Origin of the sequence: Pseudorhodobacter sp. MZDSW-24AT (assembly GCF_002794355.1) — a bacterium.
GTDB lineage: Bacteria > Pseudomonadota > Alphaproteobacteria > Rhodobacterales > Rhodobacteraceae > Pseudotabrizicola.
The window spans coordinates 248,679-265,464 of the sequence record NZ_PGOI01000007.1 but is presented as its reverse complement, the minus strand read 5'-3'; the positions used below and the strand labels follow the sequence as shown (position 1 = coordinate 265,464).

Genomic DNA, 16,786 nt, shown 5'->3' with positions numbered 1-16,786 from the left:
GGATAGTCAGCGCCCGTGTGACATTGGCGTAACGCCACAGTAACAGGCGCATGACATGACCTCTCAGCCGACCCCGCCGCAGAACCAGTGGAAGACGCTGGACAAGGACTTGGGCCGCATCGTGCAGCTGGAGCAGGCCTTGCTTTTCGTCAGCCGCCCGATGATCGCGATCAGCCTTGGCGTGCTGTTCATTCTGGTCTGCGCGGTGGCGGCCATCGTGCTGGCGGGCGGATCGTCCTCGACCGTCATTCTGGTGACGGCGGCGGCCTTTGGGGCCTATATGGCGCTGAACATCGGGGCCAATGATGTGGCCAACAACATGGGGCCGGCCGTGGGGGCCAATGCGCTGACCATGGGCGGCGCGCTGATCATCGCGGCGGTGTTCGAAACGGCGGGCGCGCTGATCGCCGGGGGGGATGTGGTGTCCACCATCTCGGGCGGGATCGTGTCCCCCGAGGCGGTGGCGGACCCTGACACCTTTGTCTGGGCGATGATGGCGGCGCTTTTGGCGGCGGCGCTGTGGTTGAACCTTGCCACATGGGTGGGGGCGCCGGTTTCGACCACGCATTCCATCGTGGGGGGCGTGATGGGGGCCGGGATCATGGCCGCCGGTTTTGGCGCGGTGAACTGGCCGACGATGGGGCAGATCGCCGCCAGCTGGGTGATCTCGCCTTTGCTGGGCGGCGTCATCGCGGCGCTGTTTCTGGCCTTTATCAAAGCCTATATCAACGATGTGCCCGACAAGATCGGCGCGGCCCGCCGCTGGGTGCCGGTGCTGATCGGGCTGATGGCGGGCGCCTTTTCGGCCTATCTGGCGGTCAAGGGCCTGCGCCGCGTGGTCGACGTGTCGCTGACCGGCGGTCTGCTGCTGGGGCTTTCGATTGGGGTTGCGGTCACGCTGGCCGCGCGCCCCATGGTGCGGCGGCAGTCCGAAGGGCTGGAGAACCGCAAGAAATCGTTGAAGAAACTGTTTGCTCTGCCGCTGGTGGTTTCGGCGGCGCTGTTGTCCTTTGCGCATGGGGCCAATGATGTGGCCAATGCGGTCGGGCCCTTGGCCGCCATCGCCCATGCCGTGCAGGACGGCGGCGCCGGTGCGCAGGTGACCATTCCGCTTTGGGTGATGATCATTGGCGCCGCCGGGATTTCCTTTGGTCTGGTGCTGTTCGGCCCCAAGCTGATCCGCATGGTGGGCGGCGAGATCACCAAGCTGAACCCGATGCGCGCCTATTGCGTGGCGCTGTCGGCGGCGATCACGGTGATCGTGGCCAGCGCCTTGGGCCTGCCTGTCAGCTCCACCCATATCGCGGTGGGCGCGGTGTTTGGCGTGGGCTTTTACCGCGAATGGGATGCCGAACGCAAAGCCCGCCGCTTGGGCATCGAAAAGGGCAAGCCGGTGGACCCGGCCGAGCGGGGCCGCCGCAAGCTGGTGCGGCGCGCGCATTTCCTCACGATCGGCGCGGCTTGGGTGATCACGGTGCCGATGGCGGCGATCATGTCGTCGCTGATCTTTCTGGCCTTGACCGCCTTTTCCTGAGCGCGGTCAGACCACCACATCCATCGGGGCCTGCGCACCCACCCGGAACACGCGCTTGTAGCGGGCGATTTCGTCCTCGGGGCCCATTGCCTTGTTCGGATTGTCCGACAGCTTGACAGTCGGGCGGCCATTGGCGGCAATCGCCTTGCAGACCAGACTGAACGGCGCCAGCCCATCGTCTGGGGCCAAGCCGCGGAAATCATTGGTCAACATGGTGCCCCAGCCAAAGGACACCTTCACGCGGCCGGCAAATTGCGCGTGCAATTCGGCAATCTTGTCCACATCCAGCCCGTCCGAGAAGATCACCAGCTTGTCCTGCGGGTCTTCGCCGCGCGCTTTCCACCAGCGGATGGCGGTTTCCGCCCCCGTCGCGGGATCGCCCGAGTCGATGCGAATGCCTGTCCATTTCGCAAGCCATTCCGGCGCGCGCGCCAGAAAGCCTTCGGTTCCATAGGTGTCGGGCAACATGATGCGCAGATTGCCGTCATGCTCTTCATGCCAGTCGGCCAGCACCTGATAGGGCGCCTGCGCCAGTTCGGCATCGGAATTGGCCAGCGCGGAATAGACCATGGGCAATTCATGCGCATTGGTGCCGATCGCCTCCACCTCGCGGCGCATGGCGATCAGGCAGTTCGAGGTGCCGATGAATTTGCCTTCCATCCCTTCGATCAAGGCCTGCACCGCCCAATCCTGCCACAAGAAGGAATGGCGGCGGCGGGTGCCGAAATCGGCCAGTTTCAGCCCGTCGATCCGGCGCAGCGTCTCGATCTTTTCCCACAGCTTGGTCATGGCGCGGGCATAAAGCACCTGCAATTCGAACCGACCCATGGTGCGCAGCACCGCGCGCGAGCGCAGCTCCATCAGCACCGCAAGCGCCGGGATTTCCCACATCATCACTTCGGGCCACTTGCCCTCAAACGTCAGCTCATATTGGCCGTCGTGCTTTTCCAGATGGTAGGGCGGCAGTTGCAGGCCTTCGAACCATTCCATGAAATCGGGGCGGAACATCTGCCGCTTGCCGTAAAAGGTGTTGCCCCGCAGGAACGTGCTTTCGCCGCGCGACAGCCGCAGGGTGCGGATATGGTCCAGCTGCTCACGCAATTCGCCTTCGTCGATCAGATCGGCCAGCCGGATGCTTTTGGTGCGGTTGATCAGGCTGAAGGTGACAGTGGTTTCGGGCTTGTTGCGAAACACCGACTGGCACATCAGCAGTTTGTAGAAGTCGGTGTCGATCAGCGAGCGGACGATGGTGTCGACCTTCCACTTGTGATTGTAGACGCGGGTTGCGATGTCGACCATGAAAGCGGCTCCTGCGCAGGATTTGCGCTGTTAAATCAACTGCGCGGCGGCGTGTCCAGTTGCCTTGACACCGGTCACTCCTGCAAAATAACGCCTGCCGCCTGCATCTCGGCCCGCATCCGGGCCAAGCTGCCGTCAAGGTCGATGGCGCGGCACAGGTCCATGCGGACGGTCACGGCATAGCCCAGACGTGCCGCATCCAGCGCCGAATAGGCCACGCAGTAATCGGTGGCGAGCCCGGCCAGCACCAGCCGCCGGAGGCCGCGGTCTTGCAGATAGCCGTGCAGGCCGGTGGCGGTTCGGCGGTCATTCTCGAAAAAGGCGGAATAGCTGTCGATGGCGGGGCGAAAACCCTTGCGCAGGATCAGATCGGCGCGCGCCACGTCCAGATCGGGGTGAAACGCGGCCCCGGCACTGCCTTGCACGCAATGCGTGGGCCACAGCACCTGTGGCCCATAGTCCATCTCGGTCAGGCTGAAGGGCGCGGCCCCCGGATGGTTGGCGGCGAAAGACGCGTGGTTGGCCGGGTGCCAGTCCTGCGTGAGCACCACGCAGGCCGCATCGGCCATCATCCGGTTGAGGCCCGGCACGATGGCATCGCCGCCCGCCACCGCCAAGGCGCCGCCGGGACAGAAATCATTCTGCACATCAATCACGATCAGGGCGTCATCGGCTGGGCGCATCGGGGAACCTCCGGTCTGGCTTTTCCCCAGTCCTCGGGGATTGGCGGCGCCCTGTCAATCAGGGCTTGGCACGGGCGGTGGCTTGATCCGCGCCTTGGCTTGTCTTATGCCGCGCCTATGCTCATCATCGCCGCGCTTTATCATTTCACCCGCTTTCCCGATCCGGCCGCCTTGCGCGCGCCGCTGGCAGAGCTGTGCGCGGCACAAGGCGTGCGCGGCTCGCTGCTCCTCGCGACCGAAGGGATCAACGGCACCATCGCGGGGCCGCGGGCCGGCATTGATGCGGTGCTCGCCCATATCCGCGCGCTGCCCGGCTGCGCCGATCTCGACTGGAAGGAAAGCACCGCCGAAACCATGCCCTTTGGCCGCATGAAGGTGCGGCTGAAGCGCGAGATCGTCACCATGGGGGTGCCGGATGTCGACCCCAAGGCGCGGGTCGGGCATTATGTCACCCCGGCGGATTGGAATGACCTGATCCAGCAACCGGATGTGGCGGTGATCGACACCCGCAACGATTACGAGGTGGCCATCGGCACCTTCGCGGGGGCGGTGGACCCGGCCACCCGCAGCTTCCGCGACTTCCCGCAGTGGTGGCAGGAAAACCGCGACCGCTTTCACAACAAGCGCATCGCCATGTTCTGCACCGGCGGCATCCGCTGCGAGAAATCCACCAATTACCTCCTGTCGCAAGGGGTAGAGGATGTCTTCCACCTCAAGGGGGGCATCCTGAAATATCTCGAAGAGGTCCCTCAGGACCAAAGCCTGTGGCAAGGCGAATGCTATGTCTTCGACGCCCGCGTCTCGGTCGGCCATGGGCTGGTGCCGGGGCAAAACGAAAGCTGCGGCGCCTGCCGCCGCCCTGTCACCCCCGAAGGCCGGGCGCATCCTGCCTATGAAAAAGGCGTCTGCTGCGCGGCTTGCGTTGACGAATACTCCCCGGCGGACCGGGCGCGCTTCCGCGAACGCCAGCACCAGATGGATCTGGCCGCCGCCCGTGGCGAAAGCCATCTAGGCCCCTGATTTGCACCTTTCTGAAATACTCCGGGGGTGAGGGGGCAGAGCCCCCTGCGCGGGCTGTCACAGGCACCGCCGCCGCCCGTTTCACGCCCCGCTTCTCTACCCCCGCGCCTGCACTGCACGCGCGGCGCCGCTGCGCATGCAAAAACTGAACCGTTCAGTATATTTAATTCTTGAAAAGGTGAACCGATCGGTTCATATATTCTGAACCCAACAGTTCAGAATCAGGAGTGTCTCATGCGTGTCCTTGCAATTGCCCTGACCTTGGCCCTCAGCGCGGGTTCGGCCATGGCCGCCGGTTTTTCCGTCGATCTGCCACACCTGAGCTGGCCGCAGGACGACCAGACCACCAGCTCGACCAAAGGCTGCACCGCCGCGCCCAAGCCGGCCGTGACGGTGTGCAAATAACCTTTTGCTGCCTCGGCGCGGCTTGCCCCCCTTGGTGCTCCTGACCTATGGTCGCCAAAACGGGGGGGCCATGACAACAGCCGCACAACAAGGGGTGCGCCGCGGGCGCAAGTTCGATCAGGTGCTGGAAGGCGCGCGCGCGGTGTTTCTGCGCGACGGCTTTGACGGCGCCTCGGTCGATGACATCGCGCGCGAGGCCGGGGTCAGCAAGGCCACGCTTTATGCCTATTTCCCCGACAAGCAGTTGTTGTTCAAGGAAATCTGCGCACAGGAATGCTTGCGGCAGGCCGATGAGGTTGAAGCCGAGATCGACCCTTTGATGTCGGTCGAGGCGATGCTGACCTTGGCCGGAGAGCGGATTGCCGGGTTCATCCTGTCCGATTTCGGGCAGAATGCCTGTCGGCTGATCGTCGGCGAAGGCGCGCGTTTCCCGGAACTCGCCCGCGATTTTTATCGCAACGGGCCGGGACTGGTGCATGATCGCCTTGTGCACCATCTGCACCTTCTTGTGCAAAAGGATGCGCTCCAGATTGACGATGTGGATCTGGCGGCAGAGCAGTTCATCCAGCTGTGCAAGGCCGGGCTGATGGAAAAGCTGGTCTTCCGCATGGATCACCAGATCACCGCCGAAAGCGGGCGGCGCGCGGTGCGCGGCGCGGTTCAGATGTTCATGGCCCGCTACGGCCTGCGGGACTAGCCGTTCTCGCGCAGGATCGCGCCCGCCAGATAAAGCGAGCCGCAGATCAGCACCCGTGCCGCAGGTTCGGCTGCGGTGATGGCGGCCAATGCCTCACCGACAGAGCCCGCCGCCGTTGCGGGCAGGCCAACCGCGCGTGCCGCATCGCGGGTGGTTTCGGCGGCAAGTGTGTTTTTCTCGCCCGGAATAGAGACCGCATGCAGATGCGCCGCATGTCCCGCCAAGGGGCGCATGTAGCCCGTCACATCCTTTGTGTTCAGCATCCCGCAGATCAGATGTGTCGGCCGCTGCGGCAGGCGCGCCAGCGTGGCGGCAATCGCCTCGCCCCCGGCGGGGTTATGCCCGCCGTCCAGCCACAGCTCGACCTGCGGCGCCATCTCGACCAGCGGCCCATGGCGCAGGCGCTGCATCCGGGCGGGCCAGTCCGCGCGGGTGACGGCTGCCTCGCAGGCGGCTTCGCCATGGCCAAGCGCGCGCAGCGCGGCGATGGCCGCCCCGGCGTTCTGAATCTGATGCGGCCCCGGCAGATTGGGCAAGGGCAGGTCCAAGAGGCCGGTCTCATCCTGAAAGATCAGGCGGCCCCGGTCTTCGGCCACATGCCAATGCTGGCCAAAGGCCAGAATCGGCGCGCCCAGCCGTTCGGCCCGCGCCTCGATCACCGCAAGGCCTTCGGGCGTTTGCGGCCCGATGATCACCGGCACGCCACGCTTGATGATCCCGGCCTTTTCCCCTGCGATCTCGGGCAAGGTCTCACCCAGATATTGCTGATGGTCGAGGCTGACCGGCGTGATGATGGTCAGCGCCGGGCGCTCGATCACATTGGTGGCATCCAGCCGCCCGCCCAGACCCACCTCGAGCAAGGTGAACTCCGCCGGGGTGCGGGCAAAGGCAAGCAGTGCAGCGGCGGTGGTGATCTCGAAAAAGGTGATCGCTTCCGGCCCGTTGGCCTGCACGCATTCATCCAGCAACGCCGTCAGGGCGGGTTCGCTGATCAACGCGCCGGCAAGGCGGATGCGTTCGTGAAAGCGCGCCAGATGCGGCGAGGTATAGGCGTGGACGCGTGCCCCCGAAGCCTCGAGCCCGGCGCGGATCATCGCTTGCGTGCTGCCTTTGCCATTGGTCCCGGCAATATGGATCACCGGGGGCAGCGCGCGCTCGGGGTGGCCCAACGCGTCCAGCAGCCGGTGCATCCGATCAAGCGTGAGGTCGATGACCTTGGGGTGCAAGGTCATCATCCGTTCCAGTATCGCGTCGGACCCGCTGGCCAAGATCAGCCCGCAGCCGGGGGTGGCGTCACCGGGGCCGGTTCCGGCGCGGCCGGGGGCGGCAGATCGGCCTTGATGGCGGGCGATTGCCCGGTCAGCATCCGCAGAATGGTGATCAACTCATCACGCATCTGCTTGCGGTGGGTGACGCGGTCCAGCATCCCGTGATCCAGCAGGTATTCCGCGCGCTGAAACCCTTCGGGCAGCTTTTCGCGGATGGTCTGTTCAATCACACGCGGCCCGGCAAAGCAGATCAGGGCGTTGGGTTCGGAAATCTGCACATCGCCCAGCATGGCATAGGATGCGGTCACGCCCCCGGTGGTGGGATGGGTCAGCACGACGACATAGGGCAGCCGCGCCTCCTTGAGCATCTGCACCGCCACCGTGGTGCGCGGCATCTGCATCAGCGACAGGATGCCTTCTTGCATCCGCGCGCCACCTGCGGCCGAAAACAGCACCAAGGGGCGCTTCAGTTTCACGGCGCGTTCGGCGGCGGCCAGAATGGCATTGCCGACATACATGCCCATGGAGCCTGCCATGAAGCTGAAATCCTGCGCCACGGCCACAATCGGCGTGCGGCCCATTTCGCCTTCGGCGACCAGCATCGCCTCTTTCTCGCCGGTGGTCTTTTGCGCGGCTTTCAGACGGTCAGGATATTTCTTCTGATCCTTGAAATGCAGCGGGTCGGCGACAGGCTCGGGCACCTTCACTTCGGTGAAAATGCCGGTGTCGAACAGGGATTTGAACCGGTCGCGCGGGCTGATCGCCATATGGTGATCGCAGTTCGAGCAGACGTTCAGGTTTTCTGCCAATTCGCGGTGAAACAGCATGGTTCCACATTCGGGACACTTCGTCCACAGGTTCTCGGGCACTTCCCGGCGCGAGAAGAGCGAGTTGATTTTCGGGCGGACGTAGTTCGAAATCCAGTTCATGCGGGCGGGCCTTTCGGGTGCCGATCTTTGCTTTCAGATAGAGGCACGGGGCGTGAAATGCAATCGGCCCCGGCGTCAGGCGAGCCGGAAGGCGCTGTCCGGCAGCCGCAGGATCAGGTTGGGGTCGGGACAGATGGCCTGCCAGACATCCCACAGGCTGCTGTGGCCCACGCCGTAGAAGTTGCCGCCGGTCTGGTCCAGCATGTCGGTCATGATCTGGAAATGCACATGCGGTGCCCAGCCGCCATTCTCGGGCCAGTCGCCCAGATCGGCGATATGCTGGCCTGCCGCCACCTCGGCCCCCGGCTGCAACAGCCCGGGCAAGGTGCCGGCCAGATGGCCGTAAAGGGTGAAGAAAGGCGCATCACCGGCCTGATGCTCCAGAATCAGGGTGTGGCCATAATCGAGCGGGTCGGCGTTATAGGTCAGGTGCCGCACGCGGCCCGGCAGCGGGGCATAAAGCGGGGTGCCTGCGGGAGCAAAGACATCGATGCCAAGATGGCGCGTGCGGCGTTCCGGGCTGAGCCTGTCGGCGAATTGCGCGGTGCGATAGACCGACCGATCCTCGCCATAGGTGCCAATGCCATAGGGCACGCCCTTGGCCGCGAACCACGCATCAAAGGCGCGGTCGGAAAAGGGCGGCATATCGGGATGCTCGCCATTGGTGAGCAAGGTGAGGGTGGGGCTTTGCGCCACATCCGGGCGAAAGAGCGGGACAAAGCTTTGCGCGCGCAGATGCGCAAGGATCTGCGGCGCGGCGGAGATGGCGGGCCCGCCTTGGCCCGCGCGCAAGAGGGCGCGCAGCAGGCCTTGGTCGCCTGCCGTCAGGCGGTCGGCCACGGCGGGCGGGCTGCCCGCGATGAGCGCGGACAGGTCTTCGGGTGCGGCACCACTGGCGCGCAGGGCGGCGTAAAGATCGGGCTGGTCGGGCAAGGAAAGCATGGCGGGCCTTACAGATAACGGGTGAAGAGATAGAGCCCGCCGAAAAGCACAGGCTGGTGGACAAGATAGATGGCAAGGCTGTGCCGACCGGGCCAAAGCGCCGCACGGGCAAGCCGTCCCGGCTGCCACAGGCGCAGCCAGTCCCACCCGCCGCTGCGGGCCATCAGCCGGGCAAAGACGATGCCAAGAAGCACCGGGCAGAGCCAAGGCAGCAGGGGTTCGTAATCCATCATCGGCGGGATCTCGGTCGACAGGCCCAGCCAAAGCCAATGGGGCGCGTTGAACAGCTCGAACCGGGCCAGATGCGGCGCGGCAAAGACAAGGGCGGCCACCGCCAGCGTGAGCAGGATCGGCGCGCGCAGGAAAGCCAGCCCGATGAGGCTGCCCGCTGCGATGGCATGCAGGATTCCCCAGCGGATGAAAGACGCGCCCATGCCGAAATAGGTGGCGGTGGTCACCAGCAGGGCCGCGCCCGCGACCATGGCAAAGCGCATCCAGAAGGCGGGCCAGCGGATGCCCCGTGCATGCGCGAGCCAGAGCGAGACTCCGGCCAGAAACAGAAAGCTGGACGCGATGCCGCGCGCGATCAGCGGCCAAGGGCCCTGAAAGACGAAGCCGGGCGGCAGATGGCCAAAGAGCATGAGGTCAAAGGTAAAGTGATAACCCGCCATCGCCAGCAGGGCGACGGAACGGGCAAGATCGATGGCATGGATGCGGTGCGCTGTCATGGCGCCGCACAGTAGCCATGCCAGCGGCTAAGGAAAGCCCCCCAAGACAACGCGCGCCTGCAACCGGCGGCAAGCTGGGGCTTTCCCCGCCAATCTGACCGGGCAAAAGGCGGGGGGAACCCGGCCTTGTTGCGCGTTATTCCGTTTTGGCCTTTGCTTTCGCGGCTTGCCCCCGGGGAATTCGCCCATTATCCCAGACCAGCCAGATTTTGCGGGAGGATGCCCATGTCCACGAACCAGCGTTTCGACAAATCGAAACTTCCCAGCCGTCATGTGACCGAAGGCCCGGCGCGCGCGCCGCACCGGTCGTATTTCTATGCCATGGGCATCACCGAGGAAGAAATCCACCAGCCTTGGGTCGGGGTCGCCACCTGCTGGAACGAGGCGGCACCGTGCAACATCGCGCTGAACCGTCAGGCGCAGATCGTCAAGCATGGCGTGAAAAAGGGCGGCGGCACCCCGCGTGAATTCACCACCATCACCGTCACCGACGGGATCGCCATGGGCCATGAAGGCATGCGCTCCAGCCTTGCCTCGCGCGATGCCATCGCCGACACGGTAGAGCTTACGATGCGCGGCCATTGCTATGACGCGCTGGTGGGGCTTGCGGGCTGCGACAAATCCCTGCCGGGCATGATGATGGCCATGGTGCGGCTGAACGTGCCGTCGGTCTTTATCTATGGCGGGTCGATCCTGCCGGGCCGCTATCAGGGCAAGGACATCACCGTTCAGGACATGTTCGAAGCCGTGGGCAAGCATCAGGCGGGCAATCTGTCGGATGCGGAACTGGAAATCATGGAGCGGGTGGCCTGCCCGTCCTCGGGCGCCTGTGGCGCGCAATACACCGCCAACACCATGGCCTGCGTGTCCGAAGCCATCGGCCTTGCGCTGCTGAACTCCTCTTCGGCCCCCGCGCCCTATGAAAGCCGCGACCAGTATGGCGAGGCCTCGGGCGTGGCGGTGATGAACCTGATCGAAAAGAACATTCGCGCGCGCGACATCGTGACCCGCAAATCGCTGGAAAACGCCGCCCGCGTGGTGGGCTGCACCGGCGGCTCGACCAATGCGGCGCTGCACCTGCCCGCCTTGGCGAATGAGGCCGGGATCGACTTCGACCTGTTCGACGTGGCCGCGATGATGAAGGACACGCCCTATTTCGTCGACCTGCGTCCGGGCGGGCGCTATGTGGCGAAAGACCTGCACGAGGTGGGCGGTGTTGCCGTGGTGATGAAGGAACTGGCCAAGGAAGGCCTGCTGCATCTGGATTGCATGACCGCCTCGGGCAAAACGCTGGGCGAGTCGCTGGACGAGATCCGGGGCGAAGCCGATGGCAAGGTCATCTATCACATCGGGTCGCCCATCACCAAGACCGGCGGCGTGGTGTCGCTGCAAGGCAACCTTGCCCCCGATGGCGCCATCGTGAAAGTGGCGGGCATGAGCGAGGCCGAGCAGGTGTTCTCGGGCCCGGCGCGTGTGTTCGAATGCGAAGAAGAGGCCTTTGAGGCCGTGAAAAAGCGCGAATACAAGGAAGGCGAGGTCATCGTGATCCGCAACGAAGGCCCCGCTGGCGGGCCGGGGATGCGCGAGATGCTGTCGACCACCGCCGCCCTGTCGGGCCAAGGCATGGGCAAGAAGGTGGCGCTGATCACCGATGGCCGCTTCTCGGGCGCGACCCGCGGCTTCTGCGTCGGCCATGTCGGGCCAGAGGCCGCGCATGGCGGGCCGATCGCCTTGGTGCAGAACGGCGATATCATCTCGCTGAACGCGCTGACCGGCGAATTGTCGGTGAATGTGTCGGATGAAGAGATGGCCAAGCGCAAGGCCGAATGGAAAGGCCCGCGCAAGACCGAATACACCTCGGGCGCGGTGCACAAGTTTGCCAAGCTGGTGGGCGGCGCGCGGTGGGGGGCCGTCACCCATCCGGGCGCCAAGGCGGAAAGCCATGTCTACATGGACCAGTAAGCAGGGCCTCTGGGCACTGGCGGTTTTGGGCTGGGCCATGGGCCTGCCCTTGGCCGCCGGGGCCGAGACCCTGCCCAAAGCGGTGGTGCTGCGTGCAGAAGGTCTGACGGTGCAAGGTCCGGCGGGCTATTGCCCGGACCCTGCCACGCTCAAGCAGACCGCTGGCGCGGCCACCTTGCTTTTGGGGCGCTGCACCGATCAGGCCGAGGCGCCGCCTGCGGTGATCACGGTGACCTTTGGCCGCGGCGGCAGTGCCTCGGCCATGACGGTGGGCGGTGAAGAAATGGCCGCGTTCTTCGCCTCGGAGGCCGGTCGCAAATCGCTGAGCCGCCGGGGGCGGGCATCGGATGTGTCGATCACCTCGGCGCGCAGCGTGGGCGACTTGTTCCTGTTCCGGGTGTCGGACCGGGCGGAAGGCGTGTATTGGCGCGGGATGACGGCCTTGGCGGGCCGCACCATCAGCATCAAAGTGTCGGGTCCTGCGCTGGAAGAAGCGGCAAGCCGCACGCTTGTTGAAGACACGGCCCGCGCCTTGCGCCGGGCCAACCGCTAGGGTCACGCTCTGCCCACCAGATGCAAAACCTGTGGAATCGCAAAGGATTTGCGGCGATAAGAAGAGTCGCCGCTCCGTCGCTCAGCATGCGCGCGGAGGGGGCGGAGGAGCATTTCGGAACACAGATGGCAGGCCGGATTGACGCCTTTCTGGATCGGGTGTTGCAACGTCGGGTGCAGCGGCGCTGGGGCGCTTGGGCGGAGCGTGCCGCCACGCTGGATCTGGCCACGTTGAGCACCTTGCGCGGCCGGGCGCGGTCGATCCGCCGCCAGCTGGACCGGGTGATCCATGAGGCCGAGCACCGGCTGGCGCTGCCGGTGATCGGGTCGAACGCGATGCGGCGGCCTTTGGGCACGGATTGGTCGTGGCGGCCGATGCTCTGGCGCGGGCCGATCCCGGTGCCGGGGGTGTCTTCGGTGCCGGGGCGGGCGCCGCTGTGCGACGGCGCGACGGTGTTTCACGATTGCCGCCACAGCGAGCTGACGGTGCGCCAGATCCGCAACACGCGGCAATCCGACCTCGCGCCTTTTGGCTGTCGCATGGATGTGTTCCGCTTTGACGGGTCGTTCCTGAGCCTTGTGCTGGACCTGCCGCCCGAGGCGGCGGCGGGGTTGAAGCTGCGCCATCTGATCCGGCTGGATGTGATCGTGGAAATGGAAAAGCCACTGGAGATTTTCGCCCGGCTGAACGTGAAGCACGGGCCGAATGTGGAACAGATCGTGCGCGAACTGCCCTTGGGCGATGCGGAGGTGATGGTCGAATTCGACCTTGCCTATACCAAGATCAGCGAAAAGCGGGTCGAGCGCTTGTGGGTGGACCTGATCTTCGAAGGACCGGAGATGAACCAGATCATCCTGCGCGACGTGACGCTTTCGCGGCGGCCCCGCGCCGAAGTGTAAGGGGCGGCGCTGAGGCGCGTGGAACAAGGTGAGGCGAAGATGATCGAAAAGCGGCTGACCAAGACGCGCATCCGCGCCGGGATCTGGGAAGGCGTGCTGAGCGGGGCAGACGCCCGGCCCGCGCTGGAGGTGGTGCTGCTGGAACAGCCTTTGCCCGGTGTCACCGTCGAGCCGGTGCCGGACCGTCCCACGGACTGGGCCGTGCGGGTGCCGATACCCGCTGAAGTGCTGAGCGATGGGGTGCAGACCTTTTTGATCCGGGAGGCGGCGAGCGGCGAGACGCTGGCCCATTTCACGCTTATCACCGGGGTGGCCATGGAAGATGACATGCGCGCCGAGGTGGATCTGTTGCGGCAAGAGCTGGACATGCTCAAGCGCGCCTTCCGGCGCCATTGTCTGGAGACGATGGGCTAGCCTGACCCGGCGGATCTTGCAGAGCGGGCGTGCCGCCCGCACGCGAGGTGTCGGGGCGCGGCTTGCGCCGCCTGCCCCTCCGCGCGGGGCTGCGCAACAGGGCGCGCCGCCCCCTATGAGAGAGGCGGGGCGGACCATGGGCAGCGGCTTGCGGTGGCGGGCGGTTTCTGAAACCCTGCGCGGGACCGCGCGAAAGTGAGCCGATGCTGCCGATCCTTTTGAAGACCCTGCCGTTTTTTGCGCTGATCGGTCTGGGCTATCTGGCCGGGCGCACCCGGTTTTTCGGGAGTGAGGCCACGGCAGCGCTGACCAAATTCGTCTTTTACTTCGCACTTTCGGCGATGCTGTTCGGCTTTGCCGCCAATCTGTCCTTGGGCGAGATCCTCAACTGGACCTTTGTCTTTGCCTATCTCTCGGCCTCGGGGGTGGTCTATGTTTTGGCGTCGGCGGTGGCGCTGTGGCGCGGGGTGACGGTGGAGGAAGCGGCGGTCGAGGCGCAATGTGCGGTGATCGGCAATGTCGGCTTTCTGGGCGTGCCGATGCTGGTGCTCTTGCTGGGGGCGGCGGCGGCAGGGCCGGTGCTCTTGGTGCTTGCGGTGGATCTAATCGTGTTTTCCAGCGTCATCACGCTGGTGATCACGGCGCGGCGCGAAGGGCGGATGAGCCTTGGGCTGTTCCGGGTCTTGGGGCTTGGCTTGCTGAAAAATCCGATGATCGTGTCGATCGTGCTGGGTTTGGGCTGGGGCGCGACCGGGTGGCAGGTGCCGGGGCCGGTGAACGAGTTCATGACCACGCTGGGCGCGGCGGCCACGCCGGGGGCGCTGTTTGCGATTGGTGCGTCCTTGGCCGGGCGGTCCGCCGAGCGGGTGCAGGTGGCGGCTTGGCTTGCCTTTGCCAAGCTGGTGCTGCATCCGGCGGCGGTGGCCTTTGCGGCTCTGGTGATTTTCCCGGTGGAACGGTATGCGGCGGGGGTGATGATTGCCGCCGCCGCGCTGCCGGTGGCGGGCAATGTCTATATTCTGGCGGCGCATTTCGGTGTGGCGCCGCAGCGGGTGTCAACGGCGATTCTGCTGTCGACGGCAGCCTCTGTGCTGACCCTGACGGCGGTGATCGCCTTGGTGAATGGAGGAAACGGATGAAGACGGTTTCGGAACACAGGGCCTTTGGCGGGGTGCAGGGGGTGTATTCGCACAGCTCCGCCGCGACGGCGGGCGAGATGACCTTTGGTCTGTTCCTGCCCGAAGGGGCCGAGGATGGGCCGGTGCCCTTGGTGTGGTTCCTGTCCGGTCTGACCTGCACGCATGAGAATGCGATGGTGAAGTCGAATGCGCAGCGCTGGGCGGCCGAGGCCGGGGTGGCGGTGGTGTTTCCCGACACCTCGCCGCGGGGCGAGGGTGTGGCGAATGATCCGGCCTTTGATCTGGGGCAGGGGGCGGGGTTCTATGTGAACGCCACGCAAAAGCCTTGGGCCCCGCATTTCCGCATGTGGGATTATGTGACGGAGGAGCTGCCCCGGCTGCTTTTCAGCGCCTTTCCACTGGCGGAAGAGGCGCAAGCGATCACCGGGCATTCGATGGGCGGGCATGGCGCGCTGACCATTGCGATGAGCTTTCCGGGGCGGTTCAAATCGGTGTCGGCCTTTGCGCCGATCTGCCATCCGACCGCGAGCGACTGGGGGCGCAAGCAGTTTGCCGCCTATCTGGGGCGTGATGAGTCGGCTTGGGCCGCGCATGATGCGACGCTGCTAATGAAAAAGCGCGGCTTTGACGGGCCGATCCTGATTGATCAGGGCACCTCGGACCAGTTCATCGATTTGCTGAAACCCGAGGCCTTGGCCGAGGCGATGGCGGTGCGGCGGCAAGGCGGCACGCTGCGGATGCAAAAGGGCTATGACCACAGCTATTTCTTTGTCTCGACCTTCATGGAAGATCACATCGGCTTTCATGCCAAGGCGCTGTATGGCTAAGCGGGCGCATGTCGCGCCGCGCGCTTGCAAGGGCGCGACATGCGCAGGGGGGAGGGCATGACGCGTGTGTTCATTGATGCCGATGCCTGCCCCGTGAAAGCCGAGGCCGAGCGGGTGGCCACACGGCATGGGGTGAAGATGCTGTTGGTGTCGAATGGCGGCATCCGGCCTTCGCCCAATCCTTTGGTGGAAAGCGTGTTCGTGGCCAGCGGCCCCGATGAGGCCGACAAATGGATCGCCGAGGCCTGCGGTCCGGGCGATGTGGTGGTGACAGGCGATATTCCCTTGGCCGCGAAATGCGTGGCGGCGGGGGCGCGGGTGATCAAGCACAATGGCGAGGAACTGGGCCAAGCCAATATCGGCATGGCCTTGGCCACGCGCGATCTGATGCAGGACCTGCGCAGCGCCGACCCCTTTCGCCAAGGCGGCGGGCGGCCCTTTTCCAAGGCGGACCGCTCGCGCTTTCTGGATGTGCTCGACCGGGTGGTGCGGGCGGCAAAGGCGCAGGTCGGGGGTTGAAACCCCGGCGTGCCGCAGGCTCTATGGGCAGCGCGTCCGGGGCAGACGCAAGGATGGCACAAGCAGGATTGGGCGCATGAAGATCATCACCAAGGACGCCGAGTCGCGGTTGACATGGCAAGGGCTGACCGAGGCGATCGAGGCCGGGCACCGCCGCCCGAAGGCGGAAATCCGCGACATGGTTCTGTATCGCGGCGAAGATACGCTGCTGAACCGCGCCGCCTGGATCGACGGGCTGGGGCAGTTGGTGAAGGTGGCCACCGTTTTCCCCGGCAATGGCGCGCAGGGCCTGCCCACGGTGAATGGGGCGGTCACGCTGTTTGAAGACAAGACCGGACTGCCAGCGGCGATGGTGGATTTCCATCTGGTGACCAAGTGGAAAACCGCTGGCGACAGCCTGCTTTCGGCCAAACGTCTGGCGCGCAAGGATTCGCGTCGCATCCTTCTGGTGGGGGCGGGCACGGTGGCGCGCTCGATGGTGAGCGCTTATGCCAGCGCCTTTCCGCAGGCGGAATTCACGGTCTGGAGCCGGAGCCGTGCCTCGGCCGAGGCGATGGGCCTGCCGGTGGCCGAAGATCTGGAGGCCGCGGTGCGCGCCGCCGACATCATCTGCACCGCCACCATGGCCCGCACGCCGCTGATCCGGGGCGCTTGGCTGCAACCGGGGCAGCATCTGGATTTGATCGGCGCCTATACCCCGGCCATGCGCGAGGTCGATGATGAGGCGATGGCGCGCGCCCGGCTGTTTGTCGACAGCCGCGAGACGACGCTGGGCCATATCGGCGAGTTGATCGAGCCGATCCGCAGTGGTGCCATTTCTGAATCGGATGTGATCGCCGATTTTTATGATGATCCGGCCTTTTACAGCCGCAGATCGCCCGATGACATCACCATCGCCAAGAACGGCGGTGGCGCGCATCTGGACCTGATGACCGCCGATTACATCGCGCGGGCGGTTGCGGCCTGAC

Annotated in this window: 17 protein-coding genes and 1 pseudogene; 12 read left to right on the top strand and 6 right to left on the bottom strand. The window is 65.2% G+C overall.

From position 1 onward, the window contains the following. Positions 1-55: 55 nt before the first annotated feature. Positions 56-1,534 carry an inorganic phosphate transporter gene (locus CUR21_RS07350; RefSeq protein WP_100196359.1) on the top strand — a complete coding sequence of 493 codons (1,479 nt, stop codon included), beginning with the start codon at positions 56-58 and terminating at the stop codon, positions 1,532-1,534. A gap of 6 nt (positions 1,535-1,540) precedes the next feature. Here the strand turns inward: CUR21_RS07350 and pncB are convergent, their stop codons facing one another. Next, the gene (pncB, locus tag CUR21_RS07345) at positions 1,541-2,833 is read right to left on the bottom strand and encodes a nicotinate phosphoribosyltransferase (RefSeq protein ID WP_100196358.1); all 1,293 of its coding nucleotides are present in this window, start codon (positions 2,831-2,833) and stop codon (positions 1,541-1,543) included. A gap of 74 nt (positions 2,834-2,907) precedes the next feature. Continuing rightward, complete coding sequence (gene pncA, locus CUR21_RS07340) at positions 2,908-3,516, bottom strand: bifunctional nicotinamidase/pyrazinamidase (RefSeq protein WP_100196357.1); 609 nt, start codon at positions 3,514-3,516, stop codon at positions 2,908-2,910. A gap of 117 nt (positions 3,517-3,633) precedes the next feature. Here pncA and CUR21_RS07335 point away from each other — a divergent pair, with 117 nt between their 5' ends. From CUR21_RS07335 to CUR21_RS07330, 3 genes are all read left to right on the top strand, one after another. After that, entirely contained in the window at positions 3,634-4,536 is a 903-nt protein-coding gene (locus CUR21_RS07335) for a rhodanese-related sulfurtransferase (protein ID WP_100196356.1), read from the top strand. Positions 4,537-4,770: 234 nt separating this feature from the next. Then, the gene (locus CUR21_RS18580; RefSeq protein ID WP_157791960.1) at positions 4,771-4,941 is read left to right on the top strand and encodes a hypothetical protein; all 171 of its coding nucleotides are present in this window, start codon (positions 4,771-4,773) and stop codon (positions 4,939-4,941) included. A 70-nt stretch (positions 4,942-5,011) separates the two neighbouring features. After that, positions 5,012-5,638, top strand: coding sequence for a TetR/AcrR family transcriptional regulator (locus tag CUR21_RS07330; protein ID WP_100196355.1), 627 nt, complete (start codon positions 5,012-5,014; stop codon positions 5,636-5,638). Here the strand turns inward: CUR21_RS07330 and CUR21_RS07325 are convergent. The 4 genes from CUR21_RS07325 to CUR21_RS07310 form a co-directional block, all read right to left on the bottom strand. Then, entirely contained in the window at positions 5,635-6,873 is a 1,239-nt protein-coding gene (locus CUR21_RS07325; RefSeq protein WP_100196354.1) for a folylpolyglutamate synthase/dihydrofolate synthase family protein, read from the bottom strand. The two genes, CUR21_RS07330 and CUR21_RS07325, sit on opposite strands and share 4 nt — an antisense overlap. Positions 6,874-6,908: 35 nt before the next feature. Further along, a complete protein-coding gene (gene accD, locus CUR21_RS07320) occupies positions 6,909-7,835 on the bottom strand; it encodes an acetyl-CoA carboxylase, carboxyltransferase subunit beta (RefSeq protein WP_100196353.1) in 927 nt (308 codons plus the stop codon). A 75-nt stretch (positions 7,836-7,910) separates the two neighbouring features. Further along, the gene (locus CUR21_RS07315) at positions 7,911-8,777 is read right to left on the bottom strand and encodes a peptidoglycan DD-metalloendopeptidase family protein (protein WP_100196352.1); all 867 of its coding nucleotides are present in this window, start codon (positions 8,775-8,777) and stop codon (positions 7,911-7,913) included. An 8-nt stretch (positions 8,778-8,785) separates the two neighbouring features. Next, positions 8,786-9,505, bottom strand: coding sequence for a DUF1624 domain-containing protein (locus CUR21_RS07310; protein ID WP_100196351.1), 720 nt, complete (start codon positions 9,503-9,505; stop codon positions 8,786-8,788). A gap of 219 nt (positions 9,506-9,724) precedes the next feature. Here CUR21_RS07310 and ilvD point away from each other — a divergent pair, with 219 nt between their 5' ends. The 8 genes and pseudogenes from ilvD to CUR21_RS07270 all read left to right on the top strand — a co-directional run bounded on the left by ilvD (position 9,725) and on the right by CUR21_RS07270 (position 16,785). Next, positions 9,725-11,467 (top strand): dihydroxy-acid dehydratase, encoded by a 1,743-nt coding sequence (gene ilvD, locus CUR21_RS07305; protein WP_100196350.1) that lies wholly within the window; start codon positions 9,725-9,727, stop codon positions 11,465-11,467. Beyond that, positions 11,448-12,020, top strand: coding sequence for a hypothetical protein (locus CUR21_RS07300; protein ID WP_157791959.1), 573 nt, complete (start codon positions 11,448-11,450; stop codon positions 12,018-12,020). Before ilvD ends, CUR21_RS07300 begins: the two co-directional genes overlap by 20 nt. 125 nt (positions 12,021-12,145) lie before the next feature. Continuing rightward, entirely contained in the window at positions 12,146-12,919 is a 774-nt protein-coding gene (locus CUR21_RS07295) for a DUF6478 family protein (protein ID WP_100196788.1), read from the top strand. Between the two features lie 39 nt (positions 12,920-12,958). Continuing rightward, positions 12,959-13,333 carry a hypothetical protein gene (locus CUR21_RS07290; RefSeq protein WP_100196348.1) on the top strand — a complete coding sequence of 125 codons (375 nt, stop codon included), beginning with the start codon at positions 12,959-12,961 and terminating at the stop codon, positions 13,331-13,333. Between the two features lie 203 nt (positions 13,334-13,536). Then, positions 13,537-14,472 carry an AEC family transporter gene (locus tag CUR21_RS07285; protein WP_100196347.1) on the top strand — a complete coding sequence of 312 codons (936 nt, stop codon included), beginning with the start codon at positions 13,537-13,539 and terminating at the stop codon, positions 14,470-14,472. Beyond that, positions 14,469-15,299: an S-formylglutathione hydrolase gene (fghA, locus tag CUR21_RS07280; RefSeq protein WP_100196346.1), complete on the top strand. Its 831-nt coding sequence runs from the start codon at positions 14,469-14,471 to the stop codon at positions 15,297-15,299. The genes CUR21_RS07285 and fghA overlap by 4 nt, the downstream gene beginning before the upstream one ends. A 57-nt stretch (positions 15,300-15,356) precedes the next feature. Then, positions 15,357-15,898 (top strand): annotated as a pseudogene (locus CUR21_RS07275) (YaiI/YqxD family protein). Further along, a complete protein-coding gene (locus CUR21_RS07270; RefSeq protein WP_100196344.1) occupies positions 15,895-16,785 on the top strand; it encodes an ornithine cyclodeaminase family protein in 891 nt (296 codons plus the stop codon). The pseudogene CUR21_RS07275 and the gene CUR21_RS07270 overlap by 4 nt, the downstream one beginning before the upstream one ends. The last annotated feature ends 1 nt before the right edge of the window (position 16,786 follow it).